The sequence below is a fragment of the Actinosynnema pretiosum genome (assembly GCF_024171695.1).
Taxonomy (GTDB): domain Bacteria; phylum Actinomycetota; class Actinomycetes; order Mycobacteriales; family Pseudonocardiaceae; genus Actinosynnema; species Actinosynnema pretiosum.
In genome coordinates this window covers 432100-451896 of sequence record NZ_JAMTCF010000002.1, presented here as the reverse complement: position 1 = coordinate 451896, position 19797 = coordinate 432100, and the positions used below count along the sequence as shown (strand labels likewise).

Here is a 19797-nt window from a genome sequence, read left to right as displayed (position 1 = left end):
CGGCAGCTGTGACGAGCGACGAGAGGCGTTCTCCCCCCGATCGGGGGAGGGCGCCTCTCGCCGTTTCCGCCCCGCGCGGTGTGCCCCAGGTCATAGACTCCGCTCGACCTGCTTCGGCGGCTCGCAGTGGACCGGGGGATCGATGGGGACGCCTCAGGAGGCGCTGCACCGCACCATCCTGCTCGTCGACGTCGTGGGCTTCGGGAAGCGGGACGAGCGGGAGCAGCGGGAGGCGCACCGGGCCCTGTACGCCGCGCTGCGGGCCGCTTTCCAGGTGGCCGGGGTGGTGTGGTCGGACGAGCCCGACTGGGACGGCACGTACCACGAGGACCGCGGCGACGGGGTCATGGCGCTGCTGCCCTGCACGGTGGTGAAGAGCCGGGCCGTGCGGGTGCTGGTGCCCGCGCTGGCGGGCGAGCTGCGCCGGTACAACCACCTGCTGGCGGACGGGGCGCGGCTGCGGCTGCGGGTCGCGCTGGCGGCGGGCGAGGTCTCGCACGACGGCGAGGGCGCGCAGGGCGAGGCGCTGGTCGGCGCGTTCCGGCTGCTGGACGCCGCGCCGGTGAAGCAGGCGCTGGCGAGCTCGCCCGGCGCGCTGGTGCTGGTGGTGTCGGGGAGCTTCCACCAGACCGTGGTGCGCGGCGACCCGGCGTGCGACGCGATCGCGTTCCGGCCGGTGGACGTGCGCAACAAGGAGTTCCGCGAGACCGCGTGGGTCGCGCTGCCGGACACCGGCCCGGCCCCGCCGAGGCACCGCCACCGCAGGCTCGGCCAGCCCCCGGTGCGCGGCCCGTCGGGCCCGTCCGGCCGGGCGGGGCGGCGCCGGAGCTGGCGGCGCGCGCCGAGCCGGGTGGCGGGCTGGGGCAGGCGGGCGCTGGGGGCGCGGCTGAGTCCCAGGAACGCCGGGGTGCTGGTGGTGGCGGTGGTGCTGCTGCTGGCCCCGACGGCCTGCCAGGGGCCGCCGGAGGTGGCCGGGTGCGCGCTGCCGGTGCAGCTGAACGTGCTGGCCTCGCGGGAGGTCGTGGACGAGCTGCGGGACCTGGTGGTGAAGTTCGAGGACGCCGAGCGGGCGCCGGGCGAGCTGCGCTGCGCCGGGGTCAGGGTGCACGTGGCGGAGGGGCCGTACTCGGTCGACGTGGTGCGCGCGCTGGGCGACGGGCTGCCGGTCGGCGACGGCATCGGCACCAGCGTGCCCGAGCCGCACGTGTGGATCCCCGCGAGCGGGCTGGAGCTGGAGCAGGCGCGGGCGCGGCTGGACGCGGGCAGGTCGCGGAGCGGGCTGCGGCTGCACTCGGACGTGGACGGGGCGCCGTCCGTGGTGGCGCGCTCGACCGTGGCGGTGGGGGTGCCCAGGCGGTGGGTGCCCGAGCTGCCCGCGCGGGAGAACGCGCGGGAGGTGTCCTGGAGGTCGCTGCTGGGCGCCGACGGGTGGCGGTTGTTCGGGCTGGAGCCCGCCGAGACCGGGAGCGCGCAGATGGCGACGGTCGCGGCGGTCAGCGGGTGGCTGGGCGAGCACGGGCTGGGGCCGGGGGCGGGCCACCAGCTGCACCGGATGGCCACGCGGGTCGGCGCGGAGGAGCCGGGCGGCGCGGGTGGCGGGCTGTGCGGCGACGTGCGGTCGGTGCTGGTGGCGGGCGAGGCCGAGCTGGTGGACCGGCTGGACGAGTGCGGCGGTCTGGAGGTGTTCTACCCCGAGGGCGGCTCGCTGTGGCTGGACCACCTGTTCGTGGACGTGGTGCGGACGCCCTCGGGCGACGCGGAGCCCTCGGTGGAGGAGTACCGGGCCACCCCGGTCGGGGAGGCCGCGGCGAAGTTCCGCGACTTCCTGCTCGGCGACGTGGCGGCGCAGGACCGGTTCCGGCGGTCGGGGCTGCGGGACGCGGCGGGAGGGAACACCGCGACGCGGGGGCTGCGCCCGAGCGGGCCGACCGCGCTGCCCATCCCGGAGTTCGCGGCGCGCGTGCGGGAGGTGTGGACCCGGCTGCGGAAGGACACCAGGGTCGTGCTGGTCGTGGCGGACGGCTCCGAGCTGGGCAGGGCCGCGGTGGACGGGCTGGTGCGGATGGTGGAGCCGCCGAGCGCTGCGGGCGGCGACCGGGTCGAGCTGGTGGTGGACGGGGCGCGGCCACTGCGCGAGCTGGTGGCCGAGCAGGCGGCGCGGGACCGGACGGCTCGGGACGGGGTGGCGCAGATCGTGGTGGTGGCCGGGGCGCGCGACGACGTCGGGGGCGGGTTCGGGCCGGTGTCGGAGCGGACCGTGGTCGGGGTGGGGGTCGGGGCCGGGGCGTGCGACCCGTCGACGGAGCTGCGGGCGCTGCTGGACGCCAACGGCGGCGAGTGCCTGGCGCTGGCGGACGGGTCCGGGACGAACCGGGTGGTCGAGCAGGTCGCGGGGGAGCTGTGGGATGCGGGGTGAGCGGATGGCCCGGAGGACGCGGGCGGGCCGGGTGGTGCTGGTCTGGCTGCTGCTGGGCGGGGCGCTCGCCGGGTGCGCGGAGCCCGAGGCCGGGTGGGAGGAGCGGAGCGGGCCCATCGTCTTCGCGGACTCGAAGGACACCTCGGTGGGCAAGCAGATCACCCAGCTGGTGGAGCTGTGGAACCGGTTCAACCCGGACCAGCAGGTGGCGTTCCAGGAGCAGGCGACCGCCAGCGACGCCTACCGCGCCCAGCTGATCGCCCACTCGCAGCGCAGCAAGCGGGAGGAGGGGGCGCCCTGCTACGACGTGATGGCCATGGACGTGGTGTGGACGGCGGAGTTCGCCGAGGGCGGGTTCCTGGCCGAGGTGTCGGACCGGGACCTCGACCTGTCCCAGTTCCGGCCGGAGTCGCTGCGCGCCGCCCGGTACGCGCGGAGCGAGGAGCTGGGGCGGGCGCGGGACGCGGCGGGCGCGACGCGGCTGTGGGCGGTGCCGTGGCGGGCCGACGCGGGCCTGCTCTACTACCGGACCGACCTGGTGGCGCAGCCGCCGACGAGCTTCGCCGCGCTGCGGGAGGCCGCGCGGGCGGTGAGCGCGGCGCGGCCGTCGGTCGCCGGGTACGCCGGGCAGTTCCGGAAGGCGTACGAGGGGCTGTCGGTCAACGCGTTCGAGGCGATGTGGGCGTTCGGCGGCGAGCTGGTGTCGGTGGACTCGCGGGGCGTGCCGCACCTGGCGCTGGACTCCGGGTCGGCCACCGGGGTGCGGTCGCTGGTGGGGGCCGTGCGCGACGGGTGGTTGCCGAGGTCCACGCTGGACTACGACGAGGACGCGAGCTGGCAGGCGTTCGGGCGGGGCGAGGTGGCGCTGATGCGCAACTGGCCCTACGCGTACGCCCAGCTCACCTCGGCCGACCGGGACGAGGGGTCGCTGGACCCGGCGCTGATCGGCGTGGCCCCGCTGCCGTGGAGGAGCGCGCTGGGCGGGTGGAACCTGGGGGTGTCGACCTGCACGCGGCACGGGAAGACCGCGCGGGAGTTCGTGCGGTTCCTGACCGACCCGGCGCGGCAGCGGGTGCTGCTGGAGCAGGCCGGGTTCGCGCCGACCCGGACCTCGCTGTACGAGGACGAGTCGTTGTGGGCCCGGCCGCACCTGGAGGTGCTGCGGGAGGCGCTGGACTCCGCGAAGTCCCGGCCCGCCGTGCCGAACTACGACCTGCTGACCCGGTTGGTGCAGGAGCAGGTCGGCGAGGCGATGCGCGACGGGCAGGCGGTGGACGCCAGGGTCGCGGCGCTGGCCGACGGGCTGACCACGCTGCCCGGCCTGGTCAGACCGGGCTGACCGGGTTCGCCGGGTTGGCCGGGTTGGCCGCCTGCGGGGCGCGCTCGCGGCGGGCTTCGCGGTTCCAGTCGAGGAAGCCCTTGACCACCAGCACGGCGAACACGGTGTAGACGGCGGCGCTGAACCACAGGCCGGAGCGGATCTGCAGGGGGACGCCGATCGCGTCGACGACCAGCCAGACGATCCAGAACTCGACCAGGCCCCGGCCCTGGAGGGCGAAGGCGAGCACCGTGCCGACGAAGATCGCCGCGTCCGGCCACGGGGCCCAGGAGGCGTTGGTGGCGTCCAGCAGGAGCGCGAAGCCGGTGGTGCCGAGGAGGAACGCGGCGAGCACGGCGAGGCGCTCGCGGCCGGTGCCCCTGCGGACGACGACGCCGAGGACCGGGTCGCGGTGACGGCTCCAGGCCCACCAGCCGTGCAGGGTGATCAGCCCGATGACGACCTGCCGCGCCGCGATGCCGCCCAGGTCGGCCGAGGCGTAGACGGTGAACAGCAGCACCACCGACCCGAGCTGCACCGGCCAGGTGAGCATCGAGCGGCGCTGGGCGAGGAAGACCACGACGAGCGCGAGGACCTGGCCCGCGAACTCGGCGAGGGACACCCGCTGCCCGAACAGCGTGAAACCGTGCTCCAGCAGGACGTGCACCGCTCCTCCATCCCCGTTCCAGGGCATGGCAGGGTCGCGGGACCGCTGCGCACCTCTCATCCGGACTGTGACCGTCGGCCCCGGAATCCCACCGGGTCGGCCGCCTGGCGGCGGTTCGCGGGCTCTCACCGCCGGTTCGGGATTTCACCGAGCCCCGGAGCGCGTGTTCTCCACCCCCGTGAACAGCGGGAAGGCGGCGGGTGTTCCACCCGCGCGGGTGATGTGGGGCACGGGGTGAGGCGGGGCGGGTGGGAGGTGGAGGGCGGGCACCGGTAGAGGCAGGCGATGGGCAGCAGGCAGACGGGCAGCAGGCAGACGGGCAGCAGGCAGACGGGCCGCAGGCAGACGGGCCGCAGGCGGCGGGTGACAGGCGGCGGGTGGCCAGCGGCGGCGACCGGGGGCCAGCCGGTGGCGGGTGCCGGGTGCCGGGTGGCCAGCGGCGGGTGGCCAGCGGCGGCGACCGGGGGGCCGGCCGGTGCCGGATGCCGCATGGCGGATGGCTGGTGCTGGGTGGCTGGGGCGGGTGGCGGGTGGATCAGGACGCGGGGGTAGCGCGGGCGGGGCGGGGTGAGGGGCGGTGTGCGGGCCGGGCGGGGGCTGGGTCGGTCCCGTGGCCTGCGCGGTCGCAGGACGGCGGGAGGCCGGGAGCGGGGGTTCCCGCTCCCGGCCTCCGCGACCGGTCAGCTCCGGCGTTCTCGGCGCCGGGTGCTCTCGGCTGGACGTTCCCGGCTAGATGTTCTCGGTGCCCGGCCTCGGGATGCCGGACGGCGGGGTCGGGGCGTCCGCCGCTCCCCCGCGCTTCCTGATCCCGGCCGTCACCGGCTCCTGCTGCGCGGACCCGGCGATCCCGGCGGAACCCGAGGCCCCGGAGGCCATCGCGCCCGACCGGTCCGAGCCGCCCCGGTCCGAGCCCGCCCGGTCCTGGCCCGTGGTCCGCTCCTGGGACTGGCGCGGTTGCGGGGTGAGGACCGCCGTCTCCTGCTGCATCCGCTGCAGCGCCGTCTCCCAGCGCTGCTGCATCGGGCGGACCAGCCCGCCGCCCACGCCCACCACGATCACGCCCGCCACCGTCGCCAGCACGGCGATCAGCACCGGCATGGTCACCGCCACCGCGATGCCCAGCTGGTTCAGCGCCGCGATCGCGCCCAGCGCCACGATGAAGCCCTGCGCCGCGCCGCCCAGCAGCCGCGTGTAGCTGCGCGGGCCGATCGCGCCGGTGATCATCGTGCGCAGCGCCCGGCCGATCGCCGACGCCACCAGGACCAGCACCAGCGCCACCACGATGCGCGGCAGGTACGCGATCACGTCGGTCAGCAGCGCGCTGACGGCGTTCTCCGCGCCGAACACGCTGAACGCGAGCTGCAACGACATCAGCAGCACGAAGTAGTACACCAGCCGCACGATGAGCCCGGTCGCGTCGATCGGCGACTGCGCCACCACCCGCCGCATCCCGGCCCGCTCCACGAGCCGCTCGAAGCCGAGCCGCCGCAGCAGGAAGCCCGCGCCCCTGGACAGCGCCTTGGCGATGAACCAGCCGACGGCGAGCACCAGCAGGAAACCCAGGAGCTTGGGCACGAACGTGGCGACCAGCGCCCACGCCTGCCCGAGTCCTGCGGTGATTTCGGAGCCCATGGCGCCTCCTCGCAGTTGCGGATGTGGCCGATCGTTTCGCGGCGCCTTTCACCCGGCAACCTGAAGCGGTGCCACGAAAGGGTGACTGACGTGGCTTTTTGCCCGACTGCGGTCCAGAGTGGAGACACCGGTGGGGACCGGGGAGAGGGGAACGCCCGGCGCGTCGCACGCGCCGGGCGTTCCCATTACCCGACCCGTTCCCGAATTCCACCCGAGCGCTCATTCCGCGCGGTTCGCGCGCCGATCCGAATTCCGCTCGGGAACACCGCCCGGCCCCCTGCGCGGGCCGCCGCGCGCCCCCGCCACCCCGAACCGCCCGCCGCTCCACGTCGCCGTCGTGGCGCGGACCGCCCGGCCCCGGCTCCTACGCTGTCCGCATGACCCGCCCTGAAGGCCCACCGCTGTCGACCGCCACCCTGCGGAACCTGGAACGGGCCTCCGGCGACCTCGCCTCCTCGACCGTCGCGGAGATGGAGCGCAGGCTGCCGTGGTTCCGGCGGATGCCAGCCGACCAGCGCGCGAGCGTGCTCCTGCTGATCCAGAACGGCGTCGCGGGCTTCGTCTCCTGGCTCCAGGACCAGCAGCCCGCCGTCCGGCTGACCGCCGAGGCGTTCCGCTCCGCCCCCAAGGACATCTCGCGCTGGGTGAGCCTGCGCCAGACCGTGGAGCTGGTGCGGATCGCGCTGGAGCTGTTCGAGCAGCGCCTGCCCGTGCTGGCCGCCGACGACGCCGAGCACGCCCACCTGACCGGCGCGGTGCTGCGCTACGGCCGGGAGATCGCGTTCTCCGCCGCCACCTCGTACGCCGCCGCCGCCGAGGCGCGCGGCGCGTGGGACGCCCGGCTGGAGGCGCTGGTCGTGGACGGGGTGGTGCGCGGCGACGCCGAGGAGTCGCTGCTGTCGCGGGCCAGCGCGCTCGGCTGGGAGCCGGGCGCCCCGGCGACCGTGCTGGTCGGCAACCCGCCGTCCGACGACCCGCAGCAGGTGATCTTCGAGGTGCGCAGCCGGGCCGCGCGCAGCGGCAGGCAGGCGCTGCTGAGCGTGCAGGGCTCCCGGCTGGTCGTGGTGCTGGGCGGGGAGACCGAGAGCGACGACGTGCTCGGGCGGATGGCGCAGGCCTTCGGCGACGGGGCGGTCGTCGCGGGCCCGACCATGCCGAGCATCGCCGAGGCGCACCGCAGCGCCGCCGACGCGCTGTCCGGGCTGCGCGCCGTGGTGGGCTGGCCCGCCGCGCCCCGCCCGGTGCGCTCGCTGGACCTGCTGCCCGAGCGCGCGCTGGCGGGCGACCCGGAGGCCGAGTGGCAGCTGGTGGACCGGATCACCCGGCCGCTGGAGGAGGCGGGCGGGGCGCTGCTGGAGACCGTGGACACGTTCCTGGAGGTCGGCGGCGTGCTGGAGGCGTGCGCCCGCAAGCTGTTCGTGCACCCGAACACGGTGCGCTACCGGCTGCGCAGGGCCACCGAGCTGACCGGGCGCAACGCCAACGACCCGAGGGACGCGCTGGTGCTGCGGATCGCGCTGTCGGTCGGCCGGCTGGCCCGCGCGCGCGGCCTGTGGTGACCCCCGGCACACCCCCTACCACACCCCGGACGCCGCGCGGGGTGACCAAGGACACCCCGACCGATAAGGGTGTTTTGGGCCGACCTCCACAACGCGGCGGACCGGGGACCGGTCGTGTTCCGGCCGCCTTTGTAGAGAACCTACAACCGTTGCCGGGCCTTTTCGTCCGTGCCGACATGCCACCGGAGGCCGGGCACCGTGTTCAGTGAGCCCGTGATCGCGCTGCTCGCCCCCGGACAGGGGTCCCAGACACCCGGAATGCTCACCCCCTGGCTGGATGCCGAGGGCGCCCGTGAGCGCGTCGGGGCGTGGTCCGAGCTGACCGGTCTGGACCTGCTGCGCCTGGGCACCGAGGCCGACGCCGAGGAGATCAAGGACACCGCGGTCACCCAGCCGCTGGTCGTGGCCCTCGCGCTGCTGGCGTTCGAGCGGCTGACCCGCGCGGTCGACCTGCCCGCCGACACGATCATCGCCGGGCACTCCGTCGGCGAGCTGGCCGCCGCCGCGATGGCGGGCGCGCTGAGCGCCGACGACGCCGTGCTGCTGGCCTCCGTGCGCGGCGCCGAGATGGCCGCCGCGTGCGCGCTGGCCCCGACCGGCATGGCGGCGGTGCTCGGCGGCGACCAGGCCGAGGTGCTGGCGCGGCTGGACGAGCTGGGCCTGGTGGGCGCGAACCGCAACGGCGCGGGCCAGGTCGTGGCCGCGGGCCCGCTGGACGCGCTGGAGAAGCTCGTCGCGGAACCGCCCGGCCGGGCGAAGGTGCGGGCCCTGCAGGTGGCGGGCGCGTTCCACACCGACTACATGAAGCAGGCCGAGGACGCGCTGCGCGTCCGGGCCGAGGACGTCCTCGTGCGGGACCCGGAGCTGTCGCTGCTGTCCAACGCGGACGGCGCGGTGGTGACCGAGGGCCCCGAGGTGCTCCGTCGGCTGATCTCCCAGGTGACCCGCCCCGTGCGGTGGGACGCCTGCCAGGCAACCCTCGCCGAGCGGGGCGTCGGCGCGGTGGTGGAACTGCCGCCCGCGGGCGCGCTGACCGGCCTGGCCAAGCGCGAGCTGAAGGGCACCCCCACGTTGGCCTTGAAGACACCCGACCAGGTCGCCGCGGTGGCCGAACTGCTGGAGGCCGCGAAGTGACCGCGTTCACCACCACCGCGCAGGTCGCCGGGAGCCGCATCACCGGCTTCGGCAGCTCCCAGCCGGACACCGTGGTCTCGAACCACGACCTGGCGCAGTACATGGACACCTCGGACGAGTGGATCCGGGACCGCGTCGGCATCGTGAACCGCCGCTTCGCGGGCCCCGACCTCTCGCTCGCGGACATGGCCGTGGACGCGGGCTCGAAGGCCGTCGCGGACGCGGGCCTGTCCCCGGCCGACATCGGCGCCGTGATCGTGGCGACCTGCACCATGCCCTCGCCGATCCCGAACGCGGCGGCCCAGGTCGCCGACCGCATCGGGGTGAAGGCCGCGCCCGCGTTCGACGTGAACGCCGCCTGCGCGGGCTTCTGCTACGCGCTGGCCGCCGCGTCGGACATGGTCCGCTCCGGCAGCGCCAACCACGTGCTGGTGATCGGCGCTGAGAAGCTCACCGACTGGGTCCAGCGGGACGACCGCGCGAACGCGATCATCTTCGCGGACGGCGCGGGCGCCGCGGTGGTCTCCGCCACCGACGAGCCCGCCATCGGGCCGGTGGTGTGGGGCAGCGCGGGCGACATGCACAACCTGATCGAGATCCCGGACCGGGACTCGTTCATCCACCAGGAGGGCCAGTCGGTGTTCCGCTGGGCCACCACGCGGATCGCGCCGATCGCGCTGCGCGCCGTGGAGGCCGCCGGGCTGACCGCCGCCGACGTGGACGTGCTGGTGCCGCACCAGGCGAACCTGCGGATCGTCGAGGCCATCGCGAAGAAGCTGCGCTCCAGCGGCGCGCGCGAGGACCTGGTGGTGGCGCGGGACATCGTCGAGTCGGGCAACACCTCGTCGGCGTCGATCCCGCTGGCGATCGACCACATGCGGGCCTCGGGCGAGATCAAGAGCGGCGACGTGCTGCTGCTGATCGGGTTCGGCGCGGGCCTGTCCTACGCGGGGCAGGTCGTCCGCTGCCCCTGACCGGGGCCGGGAACACCCCGCCGGGACCGGCCAGCGCGGTCGGCCCCGGCGGGTCAGCACGGCAGGCACCACCGGCGCAGGCGCCCGGTGGCACCCAGGCTTCCGGCGGGGCTCCCCGGCCGGTGGACAGTGAACGAAGGGAACCGCAGTGAGCAACGAGGACATCCAGAAGGGTCTCGCCGAGATCGTCGAGGAGGTCGCGGGCGTCACGGCCGCCGAGGTGACCCCCGACAAGTCCTTCGTGGACGACCTGGACATCGACTCGCTGTCCATGGTGGAGATCGCCGTCCAGGCCGAGGACCGCTTCGGCGTCAAGATCCCGGACGACCAGCTCGCGAACCTCAAGACCGTTGGTGACGCGGTTGAGTACATCACCAGCAAGGCATGACCGCTGACATCGACGTCGTCGTCACCGGGCTGGGTGCCACCACCCCGCTCGGTGGCGACGTCGCCTCCACCTGGGAGGGGATGCTCACCGGCCGCAGCGGCGTGACCGCGATGGTGGGCGGCTTCGCCGAGAAGTTCGACCTGCCGGTGCGGATCACCGCCCGGCTCGCGGTCGAGCCGACCGACGTCCTGCCCAGGGTCGAGGCCCGCAGGCTGGACCGCTGCGAGCAGGTCGCCCTGATCGCCGCCCGCCAGGCGTGGGCCGACGCGGGCCACGACGACGACAGCGTCGACAAGGAGCGCCTCGGGGTCATCATCGGCACCGGCATCGGTGGCGCGCGGACCATGCTCGAGCAGGACGACCTGATCGAGGAGCACGGGCTGCGGAAGGTCTCGCCGCTGTCCGTGCCGATGCTGATGCCGAACGGCCCGGCCGCCTACGTGGGGCTGGACCTGAAGGCCAGGGCAGGCGTGCACGCCCCGGTGTCCGCGTGCGCTTCCGGCGCGGAGTCGCTGGCCTGGGCCTGGCGGATGATCAAGACCGGTGAGGCGGACGTGGTCGTCGCGGGCGGCACCGAGGCCTGCATCACCGCGGTCACCATGGCCGGGTTCATCCAGGCCAGGACCATGAGCACGCGCAACGACGACCCCGCTCGGGCCTCCCGGCCGTTCGACGCGAACCGGGACGGCTTCGTGCTCGGCGAGGGCGCGGGCGTCGTGGTGCTGGAGCGCGCGGACTTCGCCAGGGCGCGCGGCGCGAAGATCTACGGCCGCCTGGCGGGCGTGGGGCTCAGCTCGGACGGCCACCACATCACGGCGGCCGACCCCGAGGGCCTCGGGCAGAGCAGGGCGATCTCGGCGGCGCTGCGCACCTCGGGCGTGGCGGCCTCCGACATCGCGCACGTGAACTGCCACGCGACGTCCACCCCGGTGGGCGACGTGATCGAGCCGCAGGCGGTGCGCAGGTCCGTGGGCGACCACGTGCTGCTGACCGCCCCGAAGGGCCACCACGGGCACCTGCTGGGCGCGTCGGGCGCGGTGGAGGCCATCACGACCGTGCTGTCGCTGCGCGACGGCGTGGTCCCGCCGACCCTGAACCTGGTGGACCAGGACCCGAAGGTGGATCTGGAGGTCGTGACCGGCGAGCCGCGCAAGATCGACCAGATCGCCGCGGTGAACAACTCGTTCGGGTTCGGCGGGCACAACGCCTCGCTGGTCTTCACCACGGTCTGAGCCGTCGGGTCAGGCGGCCTGATCGGTCGCCTGACCGGGTTCTCCCCGGCGGGCGGGGAAGTCCGCCGCGGTGGTGTCGCGGGCGGTTCCGGGTTCGCCCGGACCGGGTCGCGGCGGTGTGGCGCAGGGGCTGCCTCCGGGCGGCCCCTTTCGCCGTTCCGGGACTTCCCTGTTCCGCCCCCGGAGCGTTCCGGGCGCTTTTCCGGAGAATCCTCCGGGCGACGCCGGGGGGAATTTCCTCTTTCAGCCTCGCGAAAACCGGGTCCACATTTCTGCGGATTCGCGCGCGCATTCCGCCGGGCCCGACCCCCGGCGCGGTCTCAGCAGGGTTCGAACTGCGAGGACTGGCCCTCGGTGCCCACGTCGACGCGCAGCGCGCCGTCCTCGACCTGGAGCGGGTAGACCACCCGCCAGCGCACGCAGCCGACCCGCAGGTCGGCGGGGCCCCAGACCGGGTCCTGGGTGCTGGTGAAGGTGATCATGGCCTTGAGGCGCTGGGCGCCGACGGCCTCCAGGCGGTGCACCAGGATCGTGCCGTCCCTGGTGGTCTCGTAGGGCTTGCGCCAGGCGCTCTCCCCCGGCGTGAGGGCGCGGCGCTGCGCGGTCACGGTGGTGGTCCAGTCCTGGAAGTTCCTGGCGTTGATCGAGTCGAAGTGCTTCTGCAGCAGCTCCACGACCCGCGCGCCGTCCGGGTGCTTGGACACGTCGGTGGTCAGCAGGACCTTGGAGTCGCCCGGCTGCTCGGACGGGGCGAGCGAGGTCGGCGCGCCCGAGGCGGCGTCCACGACCTGCTCGACCGGGGGCGAGGTCTGGCGCTTGTAGGCGTCGCGGGCGATCACCCCCGCGCCCGCGGCCGAGGCCATGACCAGGAGCACCACCGGGAGCAGCACGCGCGGGGACACCCCCAGAGCCTCCCACAGCCGCCCCCCGCGCCCCGCGCCGGGCGGCGCGCCCCGACTCGCCCACCCGGTCCCCATTCTTGCGGTTTTCTCCCCTGCGCGGGGGAGGCTTTTCAGGACCCCTGTTCGTCAAACATCTTTTTCCGGTCAGTTGGCGCAGTAAATCATCCTCATTCCGGAGCAATCCCCCGTGAGGAGCAGTCAACGGCCGGTGTTAACGTTGTGCAACGACCGGGACATTTTCCCTGAAAGCCCAGGTCACAGCCCCCTTCGAGCACAGAACGCAAGTGTTCAGATTCAGGTTTGAACAGGTGCCATGTCCTGCGGCAAACGGGACCAAACTCGGCGTTCAGGTGACCGTGGGAGCGATTCCGGCACGGACCGTGCAGAACCGGGTGGTGCCGATTGTCCCTAATGCTCGCCCCGTGTCACCTCATCGGCGGATTGGCGATCAACGGTGAGTTGTGCGGAAATATTGATGTCGAACAAATCGAGGGGGCGAAATACAGTGGATCTCCGCTACGAGGCGTACTGCTTCGCCGACCGCCTCTTCTACGACGTGCAAAGCCCCGTGGAAACGGCCCAGGACGATTTCTCCCGCGTCCTCCCGGCAGTGGACGGGGGGTGGGTGCAGGTCGAGAAGAACATCTGGCGGCACCTGCACCCGAAGGGCGTCCGGCTGCCGAAGCAGGGCTGGAAGGTGCACGTCTCGGCGACCGTGCTCAACGCCGCCGAGGTGCTCCTGAAGTCCCACACCTACCTGGTCGACAAGCGCATCCCGTTCAAGTACCTGCGCACCCGGTCGATCGTGCTGGCCCGCAACTCCAAGTACGCCCCCCGCGAGGCCAGCGGCAAGCTCATGACGATCTACCCGGCCGACGAGCGGCAGCTGGAGAGCGTGCTGTCCGAGCTGTCGGAGCTGCTGCGCGGCCAGCCGGGTCCCTACGTCCTGAGCGACCTGCGCTACGGCGCCGGACCGCTGTTCGTGCGGTACGGCGGGTTCGTCGAGCAGTGGATCGAGCGCGACGGCAAGCGCGTGCTGGCCATCGAGGGCCCCGACGGGGACCTGGTGCCGGACCAGCGCAAGCCCACGTTCGCCACGCCCGAGTGGGTGCCGCTCCCGGCCTGCCTGGAGCCCCACCTGGCCGCTCGGGGCGCCGGTGACGCGGAGTCGTTCCCCTACCGGGTGCTGCGGTCGCTGCACTTCTCCAACGGCGGCGGCGTCTACCTGGCGCGGCGCAAGTCCGACGACGTCGAGCTGGTGCTCAAGGAGGCCCGCCCGCACGCCGGGCTGGACCGCGAGAACACCGACGCGGTGGCCAGGCTCGACCGGGAGCACACGATCCTCACCAGGCTCGCCGGCGTGCCGGGCATCCCCGCCGCGCACGAGCGGTTCGGCGCCTGGGAGCACGAGTTCTTCTCGATGGACCTGGTGCGCGGCATCCCGCTCGGCCAGTGGCTCGGCAGGCACTACCCGCTGACGCACAGCGAGGTGGACGAGGCGAAGGTCGCCGAGTACGCGGAGCGGGCGGTGCGGCTGGTCGGCCAGGTCGAGCGCATCCTGGACGCGGTGCACGAGCGGGGTGTCGTCTTCGGCGACCTGCACCCGCTGAACGTGCTGGTGGACACCGACGACGACGGGGTCGACTCCGTCTCGCTGATCGACTTCGAGCTGGCGTCCGGCATCGAGGAGGACCGCAGGCCCACGCTGGGCGCGCCGGGCTTCCAGGCCCCGCCGGACCGCCGCGGGTTCGAGGTGGACGAGCACGCGCTGGCCGCGCTGCGGCTGTACGTCTTCCTGCCGCTGAACGCGGTGGTGGAGCTGTCACCGGCGAAGCTGCGCTCGCACGTGGGCTTCGTGCGCCGCCGGTTCGACCTGCCGGAGGAGTACTGCGCGGCGATCGAGCGCGGCCTGAGCGCGGCGGCGCACGCCCCGACCCCGCTGGACGAGCCGGAGCCGGACTGGTCGGTGGTGCGCAAGTCCATCGCCGCGGCGATCCTGTCCAGCGCGACGCCCGACCGGACCGACCGGCTGTTCCCCGGTGACGTGGAGCAGTTCGAGGTCGGCGGGGCGTGCTTCGCCTACGGCGCGGCGGGCGTGCTGCACGCCCTGGACGCGGCGGGGCAGGGCCGGTTCCCGGAGCACGAGCGGTGGCTGGTCGAGTCGGTGCGGCGCGAGCCGCCGAAGGAAGCCGGGTTCTTCACCGGCGCCCACGGCGTGATCCACGTGCTGGACCGCTTCGGCCACGAGGAGCTGGCCGCGAAGCTGGTCGAGGACTACCGGTCGCTGGTGGCGACCACCTCGGACCACGGGCTCAACTCGGGCCTGTCCGGGATCGGGCTGAACCTGCTGCACCTCGCGCAGCGACGGGACGCGGGGCAGCGGAACGAGCCCGGCTACGCCGAGCAGGCGCTTGAGCTGGGCGAGCGGCTCGCGGTGGCGCTGGAGGGCGCCCCGCCGCCCGGCGACAAGGCCAGGGCGGGCCTGCTGCACGGCTGGTCCGGCCCGGCGCTGCTGTTCACCAGGCTGCACCAGCGCACCGGGGAGCCCCGGTGGCTGGAGCTGGCCGAGCGGGCCCTGGAGCGCGACCTCGCCGAGTGCATGACCGCGCTCGACGGCTCGACCCAGGTCCGCGACGGGAACTTCCGGACCCTGCCGTACGTGGACATCGGCAGCGCGGGCATCGCCCTGGCGCTGAACGAGCTGGTCCGCGTCGCGCCGGGGACCCGGCTGGCCGGGCGGTTGTCCGAGCTCGTCGGCTCGTGCACCGGCGAGTTCGTGATCCACCCGGCGCTCACCCTGGGCAGGGCGGGCCTGCTGGCCACCCTCGCCCACTCGGGCGGGTCGCGAGAGGCCGTGGACCGGCACCTCGCGGCGCTCGCCTGGCACGCGATCCCCCACGGGGAGGGCACGGCCTTCCCCGGAATCCAGTTGCGACGGCTCTCGATGGACCTGGCCACCGGCGCGGCGGGCGTGCTGCTCGCGATCGCCTGCGCCGTGGACGGCGTCCCCGTGCTGCCGTTCCTCACCAGCCCCGACCCGACCGGGTCGGTCGCTTCACCCCGAGATTAGGAGAAAAACCATGGAGTTCATCCTCGACCTGCAGGAGCTCGACATCCCCGAGACCCAGTCCCAGGCGATGGCGAGCGGTGGCGGTGGCGGCGGCAGCACGACCGCGTCGAACGCCAGCCTGCTGCTGCCCTGCAGCCACTCGACCGTGAGCCTGCTCGCCTGCTGATCACGGTTCGGGACCGGGGTTCCCCGGTGAGCGGCGCAGGCGAAGTGCGCCGCTCACCGGGCCTCGACCGGGGGCTCGACGGCCTGACCGCCGTCGGGCCCCCTGCTCATGATGCGGCACGGAGGGCCTGTCCAGGGGGGTGAAATGGGACTGCTGCGCACGGTGGTGCGGCGTGACCCCAGGTGGGTGCTGCTGGCGGTGAACGCGCTGGTGGCGACAGTGGCCGGGCTGCTGCTGCCCGTGGCGCTGGCCGGGGCGGTGGACGGCGCGCTGTCCGGCGGGGCCCCGGTGGCGGCGCTGGCGCTGCTGGTCGGGTTGACGGCGGTGGAGCTGCTCGGGGACGCGGTCGGCGTGGTGCTGGCGGCGTCGCTGACCGCGCGGGCCACGGCCTGGTTGCGGAACTCGGTGGCGCGGCGGCTGGTCGACCTGGGGCACCCGACGCCGTTCGCGGCCGGGGACGCGGTGAGCCGGTTGACCGGGGACGCGGCGATCGCGGGCGGCACGGCCGTGCTGCTGGTGGGCCTGGGGGTGTCGGTGGCCACGGCGGTCGGCGCGGTGACCGCGCTGGCGCTGCTGGACTGGCGGCTGGCGGTGGTGTTCCTGGTGAGCGTGCCGGTGGGGCTGCGGTTGGTGCGCTCGCACCTGCGGCTCACCGAGCGGGACGTGACCGCGTACCAGCGGGTGTCGGGCGAGCTGTCGGCGCGGCTGCTGGACGCGGTGGTGGGGCTGCGCACGATCGCGGCGGCCGGGCGGGCCGAGCAGGAGGCGCGGCGGGTGCTGCGGCCACTGCCCGAGCTGGGGGTCGCCGGGGCGGGGATGTGGCGGACGCAGGCGCGGATGGTGTGGCGGGCCGGGCTGCTGCTGCCCGCGGTGGAGTTCGCGGTGCTGGTGGCGGCGGGGTTCGGCGTGGTGGCGGGGCGGTTGACGGCGGGGCAGGTGCTGGCGGCGCTGGGGTACGCGGCGCTGGGGATGGCGGTGGTCGGGCAGGCGACGGCGCTGACGGCGCTGCAGCGGGCGCGGGCCAGCGCGGCGCGGTTGGTGGAGGTGCTGGAGGCGGGGGGCGCTTCCGGTGGCGTGCCCGAGGCGGTTGCGGTTGGGCGGGCCAGGGGCGGGACGGCTGGTGGTGGGGCTGCTGGGGGCGGAACGCCTGGCAGCAGAGCGGCTGGCGACGGGGCTGCTGGCGGCGAAGCGGTTGGCGGTGGGACCGCTGGCGACAAGACGGCTGGCAGCGAGACGGTTGGCGGCGAAGCAGCCAGCAGCGGTGCGGCCAGCGGCGGTGCGGCTGGCGGCGAGACTGGTGCGGACAGGGCGCCTGCGGGCAAGAGGACTGCGGCTGCGCTGGTTGCGGGCGGAGCGGTTCTAGCCGGGACGGTTCCGGACGGGACGGTTCCGGACGGGACGGTTCAAGGCGGAGCGGTCCCCGGCGCGGCGGCCGGGACCGGTGCGGGCGCCGAGGTGGCGGCCGGGGCCGTGGAGCTGCGCGGGGTGTCGGCCGGGGTGCTGCGCGGGGTGGAGCTGGTGGTGGCGCCCGGATCGCGGGTGGCCGTGGTCGGGCGTTCGGGTGCGGGGAAGTCCGCGCTGGCGCGGGTGGTCGCCGGGCTGACCGCGCCGGAGGCCGGGCGGGTGCTGCGCGGTGGCGCGGCGGCCTGCGCGTTCGAGCGGCCCGCCCTGCTCGGTGACACGGTCGGCGAGGCGGTGGCGTACGGGAGCGGGGCGTCGGCGGAGCGGGTGGAGCTGGCCTGCCGGGCCGCGCAGGTGCACGACGTGGTGGTGCGCCTCCCCCTCGGCTACGCGACGCCGCTCGCCGACACCCCGCTGTCCGGCGGCGAGGCGCAGCGGCTCGGGCTGGCGCGCGCGGTGGTGCGCGACCCCGAGGTGCTGGTGCTGGACGACGCGACCGCGAGCCTGGACACGGTCACCGAGTCCACCGTGGAGAGCGCCCTGGAGACCGCCCTGCCGGGCCGCACCCGGATCGTGGTGACGCACCGCGCGGCCACGGCGGCCCGCGCGGACTCGGTGGTGTGGCTGGAGGACGGGCGGGTGCGCGGGTCCGGCGACCACGAGCGGTTGTGGCTCGACCCGGACTACCGGGCGGTGTTCGGGTGAGCGGCAGACCGGGTGCGCCGACGGGGAAACCCGTTGCCCCCCAAGCACTTCCAGCACACGGGAACCCACACCTCCACCCGACCGACCACCGAGGACGCCCCCGGCCCGAGCGCACCCCGCCGCCCCCGGCCGGAGCCTCTGCGGGGAGGACGACCACCGGGTGCGGCGACCGGCCGGAGGTCGTCCACCGGGCGACGACCGGGAGCCCCGCCCGCGAACCGGGCGCCCACCGGGCGCAGGGTCCGGGAACGGGGCTCCCAGCGGACGGTCACCGGCGCGCCCCCACGAGCCAGCCGCTCCCCCACCCCCGCCTCGCGAGCCCGACGCTCTCCCCCTTCCCCGTTCCCCCAAGGCATTCCACTCCCGAGGTGGTGCAGTCATGAAGGCCTACCTGGCCGCGTTGACCGGTCAGCGGCGCGGGGTGCTGGTGCTGCTGCTGTGGTCCGTCGTCGAGGGCCTGCCCGCGCTGCTGTCCGGGCGGCTGGTCGCGCTGGCCGTCGACCGGGGGTTCGCGGTCGGGGACGCGCGGACCGGGGTGCTCTGGCTGCTGCTGTTCGCCGCCGTCGCGGTGGGTGGCGCGGTCGGGCGGCGGCAGGTGTACCAGGGGCTCGGGGTGGTGGTCGAGCCGTTGCGGGACGCGCTGGTCACCGAGGTGGTGCGCGGGGTGCTGCACGGCGGGCGCTCGCACCGCCGGACGCCGGACGCGGGCGCGGTCGCCCGGATCACCCGGCACGTCGAGGTCGTCAGGGACGCCACCGCCGGGCTGCTGGTGCAGGCGCGCGGGCTGCTGGTGACCACGGTCGCCGCGCTGGTCGGGCTGGCCACGGTGGTCGCCGGGCTGGCCTGGGCGGTGGTGCTGCCCGTGGTGGTGTCGCTGGTGCTGTTCGCGGCGCTGCTGCCGTCGCTGGCGCGCGGGCAGCGGGCGCTCGTGCTGGCCGAGGAGGACACCGCCGAGAACTCCGGCGCGGTGCTGCTCGGGGTGCGCGACGTGGTGGCGTGCGGCGCGCGGGAGGAGGCGCTGGGCGGGATCGCGCGGCGGGTCGGCGCGCAGGCGGACGCCTCGGTGCGGCTGGCCTGGTCGGCGGCGCTGCGCGGGGTGGTGATCGGGCTGGGCGGGTTCGCGCCGGTGGTGCTGCTGGTGCTGCTCGCGCCGGGCAGCGGGCTGTCGGCGGGCGCGCTGCTCGGGGCCGTGGTGTACCTGGGGACGAGCGTGCGGCCCGCGCTGTCCGGGCTGGCCGACACGACCACGAGCGTGCTGCTGCGGCTGGTGGTGGCGCTGCGCAGGCTCACCGAGACCGCGCCCGCCGAGCCCGAGGGCGGCGACCTGGAGCCGGTCGGGGCGGACGTGGTGCTGCGCGGGGTGACGTTCGGCTGGGGCGAGCGGGCCGAGCCGGTCGTGCGGGACCTGGACCTGGCGCTCGCGCCCGGCGACCACCTGGCGGTGGTGGGGCCGAGCGGCATCGGGAAGTCCACGCTCGCCGGGCTGGTGACCGGGCTGGTCGCGCCGCGCTCGGGCCGGGTGCTGCTGGGCGGGGTCCCGGTGCACCTGGTGCGGCCGGAGGTGCGGCGGAGCCGGGTCGCGCTGGTGCCGCAGGAGACCTACCTGTTCGCCGGGACGGTGCGGGAGAACCTGGCGCTGCTCGCCCCGGACGCGGACGACGGCGCGCTGCTGCGCTCGGTGGAGGCGGTCGGGGCGGGCGCGGTGGTGCGGCGGCTGGGCGGGTTGGACGGCGAGGTCGCGGCGGGCGGCGCGGCGGGGCTGTCGGCCGGTGAGGCGCAGCTGCTCGCGGTGGCGCGGGTGCACGCGTGCCCGGCGGACGTGGTGCTGCTGGACGAGGCCACCTCCAGCCTGGACCCGGCGGCGGAGGCCGTGGTGGAGCGGGCCTTCGCGGCGCGCGGCGGGGTGCTGGTGGTGATCGCGCACCGGTTGTCCTCGGCGCTGCGGGCGGACCGGGTGCTGGTGATGGACGGCGGGCCGCCGCTGCTGGGCGGGCACGCGGAGCTGGTGGCGGCCTCACCGGCCTACGCGGGCCTGATGGCCGCCTGGGAGGGCCCGAGGGCCGTCGCGGGCTGAGCCTCGGGGGCGGGAACCCGCGCTGCGGCGGGGAATCCGGGCGCTCGGCGCGTCCACCGGGAGCAGCGGGCGCGCGCCGGTTCGGCGGAAACCGGGTGCTGCCAAGGGATTCGACCCGACCGGGGGACCCGCAGGCCGGGTGGCGCGGCGCGCGGCCGA

General features: G+C 75.1%; 14 protein-coding genes and 1 riboswitch. Of the genes, 11 read left to right on the top strand and 3 right to left on the bottom strand.

All coding sequences use genetic code 11. From position 1 onward, the window contains the following. Positions 1–142 precede the first annotated feature (142 nt). Together LV78_RS05350 and LV78_RS05345 are read left to right on the top strand one after the other, a co-directional pair. Positions 143–2416, top strand: a complete 2274-nt coding sequence (locus tag LV78_RS05350; RefSeq protein WP_301305837.1) for a substrate-binding domain-containing protein — start codon at positions 143–145, stop codon at positions 2414–2416. A 4-nt stretch (positions 2417–2420) separates the two neighbouring features. After that, positions 2421–3755, top strand: a complete 1335-nt coding sequence (locus tag LV78_RS05345; RefSeq protein ID WP_253843593.1) for an extracellular solute-binding protein — start codon at positions 2421–2423, stop codon at positions 3753–3755. Here LV78_RS05345 and pnuC read toward each other — a convergent pair. Together pnuC and LV78_RS05335 are read right to left on the bottom strand one after the other, a co-directional pair. After that, a complete protein-coding gene (gene pnuC / locus LV78_RS05340; RefSeq protein WP_253843592.1) occupies positions 3742–4401 on the bottom strand; it encodes a nicotinamide riboside transporter PnuC in 660 nt (219 codons plus the stop codon). The two genes, LV78_RS05345 and pnuC, sit on opposite strands and share 14 nt — an antisense overlap. Before the next feature lie 44 nt (positions 4402–4445). Further along, a riboswitch (FMN riboswitch) is annotated at positions 4446–4567 on the bottom strand. Between the two features lie 563 nt (positions 4568–5130). After that, positions 5131–6033, bottom strand: coding sequence for a mechanosensitive ion channel family protein (locus tag LV78_RS05335; protein ID WP_253843591.1), 903 nt, complete (start codon positions 6031–6033; stop codon positions 5131–5133). A 377-nt stretch (positions 6034–6410) separates the two neighbouring features. Here LV78_RS05335 and LV78_RS05330 point away from each other — a divergent pair, with 377 nt between their 5' ends. From LV78_RS05330 to LV78_RS05310, 5 genes are all read left to right on the top strand, one after another. Continuing rightward, a complete protein-coding gene (locus LV78_RS05330) occupies positions 6411–7592 on the top strand; it encodes a PucR family transcriptional regulator (protein ID WP_253843590.1) in 1182 nt (393 codons plus the stop codon). 213 nt (positions 7593–7805) lie between these two features. Next, entirely contained in the window at positions 7806–8726 is a 921-nt protein-coding gene (locus tag LV78_RS05325) for an ACP S-malonyltransferase (RefSeq protein ID WP_253843589.1), read from the top strand. Then, entirely contained in the window at positions 8723–9700 is a 978-nt protein-coding gene (locus LV78_RS05320; protein WP_253843588.1) for a beta-ketoacyl-ACP synthase III, read from the top strand. The genes LV78_RS05325 and LV78_RS05320 overlap by 4 nt, the downstream gene beginning before the upstream one ends. Positions 9701–9848: 148 nt before the next feature. Next, complete coding sequence (locus tag LV78_RS05315; protein ID WP_015800167.1) at positions 9849–10088, top strand: acyl carrier protein; 240 nt, start codon at positions 9849–9851, stop codon at positions 10086–10088. Further along, positions 10085–11320: a beta-ketoacyl-[acyl-carrier-protein] synthase family protein gene (locus LV78_RS05310; protein WP_253843587.1), complete on the top strand. Its 1236-nt coding sequence runs from the start codon at positions 10085–10087 to the stop codon at positions 11318–11320. The genes LV78_RS05315 and LV78_RS05310 overlap by 4 nt, the downstream gene beginning before the upstream one ends. A gap of 320 nt (positions 11321–11640) precedes the next feature. Here LV78_RS05310 and LV78_RS05305 read toward each other — a convergent pair whose 3' ends face one another. Next, the gene (locus LV78_RS05305) at positions 11641–12222 is read right to left on the bottom strand and encodes a hypothetical protein (RefSeq protein WP_118945551.1); all 582 of its coding nucleotides are present in this window, start codon (positions 12220–12222) and stop codon (positions 11641–11643) included. Positions 12223–12727: 505 nt separating this feature from the next. Here LV78_RS05305 and lanKC point away from each other — a divergent pair. The 4 genes from lanKC to LV78_RS05285 all read left to right on the top strand — a co-directional run bounded on the left by lanKC (position 12728) and on the right by LV78_RS05285 (position 19638). Continuing rightward, positions 12728–15292: a class III lanthionine synthetase LanKC gene (lanKC, locus tag LV78_RS05300; protein ID WP_253843586.1), complete on the top strand. Its 2565-nt coding sequence runs from the start codon at positions 12728–12730 to the stop codon at positions 15290–15292. Positions 15293–15302: 10 nt separating this feature from the next. Then, positions 15303–15458 (top strand): SapB/AmfS family lanthipeptide, encoded by a 156-nt coding sequence (locus LV78_RS05295; RefSeq protein ID WP_015800163.1) that lies wholly within the window; start codon positions 15303–15305, stop codon positions 15456–15458. A 144-nt stretch (positions 15459–15602) separates the two neighbouring features. After that, positions 15603–17564: an ATP-binding cassette domain-containing protein gene (locus LV78_RS05290; protein ID WP_253843585.1), complete on the top strand. Its 1962-nt coding sequence runs from the start codon at positions 15603–15605 to the stop codon at positions 17562–17564. A 379-nt stretch (positions 17565–17943) separates the two neighbouring features. Beyond that, positions 17944–19638 (top strand): ATP-binding cassette domain-containing protein, encoded by a 1695-nt coding sequence (locus tag LV78_RS05285; protein WP_253843584.1) that lies wholly within the window; start codon positions 17944–17946, stop codon positions 19636–19638. The last annotated feature ends 159 nt before the right edge of the window (positions 19639–19797 follow it).

Coding starts and splice junctions, on each gene's coding strand:
- LV78_RS05330 (WP_253843590.1), top strand. CDS start 6,411: ATGACCCGCCCTGAAGGCCCACCGCTGTCGACCGCCACCCTGCGGAAC.
- LV78_RS05290 (WP_253843585.1), top strand. CDS start 15,603: ATGGGACTGCTGCGCACGGTGGTGCGGCGTGACCCCAGGTGGGTGCTG.
- LV78_RS05335 (WP_253843591.1), bottom strand. CDS start 6,033: ATGGGCTCCGAAATCACCGCAGGACTCGGGCAGGCGTGGGCGCTGGTC.
- LV78_RS05310 (WP_253843587.1), top strand. CDS start 10,085: ATGACCGCTGACATCGACGTCGTCGTCACCGGGCTGGGTGCCACCACC.
- LV78_RS05350 (WP_301305837.1), top strand. CDS start 143: ATGGGGACGCCTCAGGAGGCGCTGCACCGCACCATCCTGCTCGTCGAC.
- LV78_RS05345 (WP_253843593.1), top strand. CDS start 2,421: ATGGCCCGGAGGACGCGGGCGGGCCGGGTGGTGCTGGTCTGGCTGCTG.
- LV78_RS05295 (WP_015800163.1), top strand. CDS start 15,303: ATGGAGTTCATCCTCGACCTGCAGGAGCTCGACATCCCCGAGACCCAG.
- LV78_RS05285 (WP_253843584.1), top strand. CDS start 17,944: ATGAAGGCCTACCTGGCCGCGTTGACCGGTCAGCGGCGCGGGGTGCTG.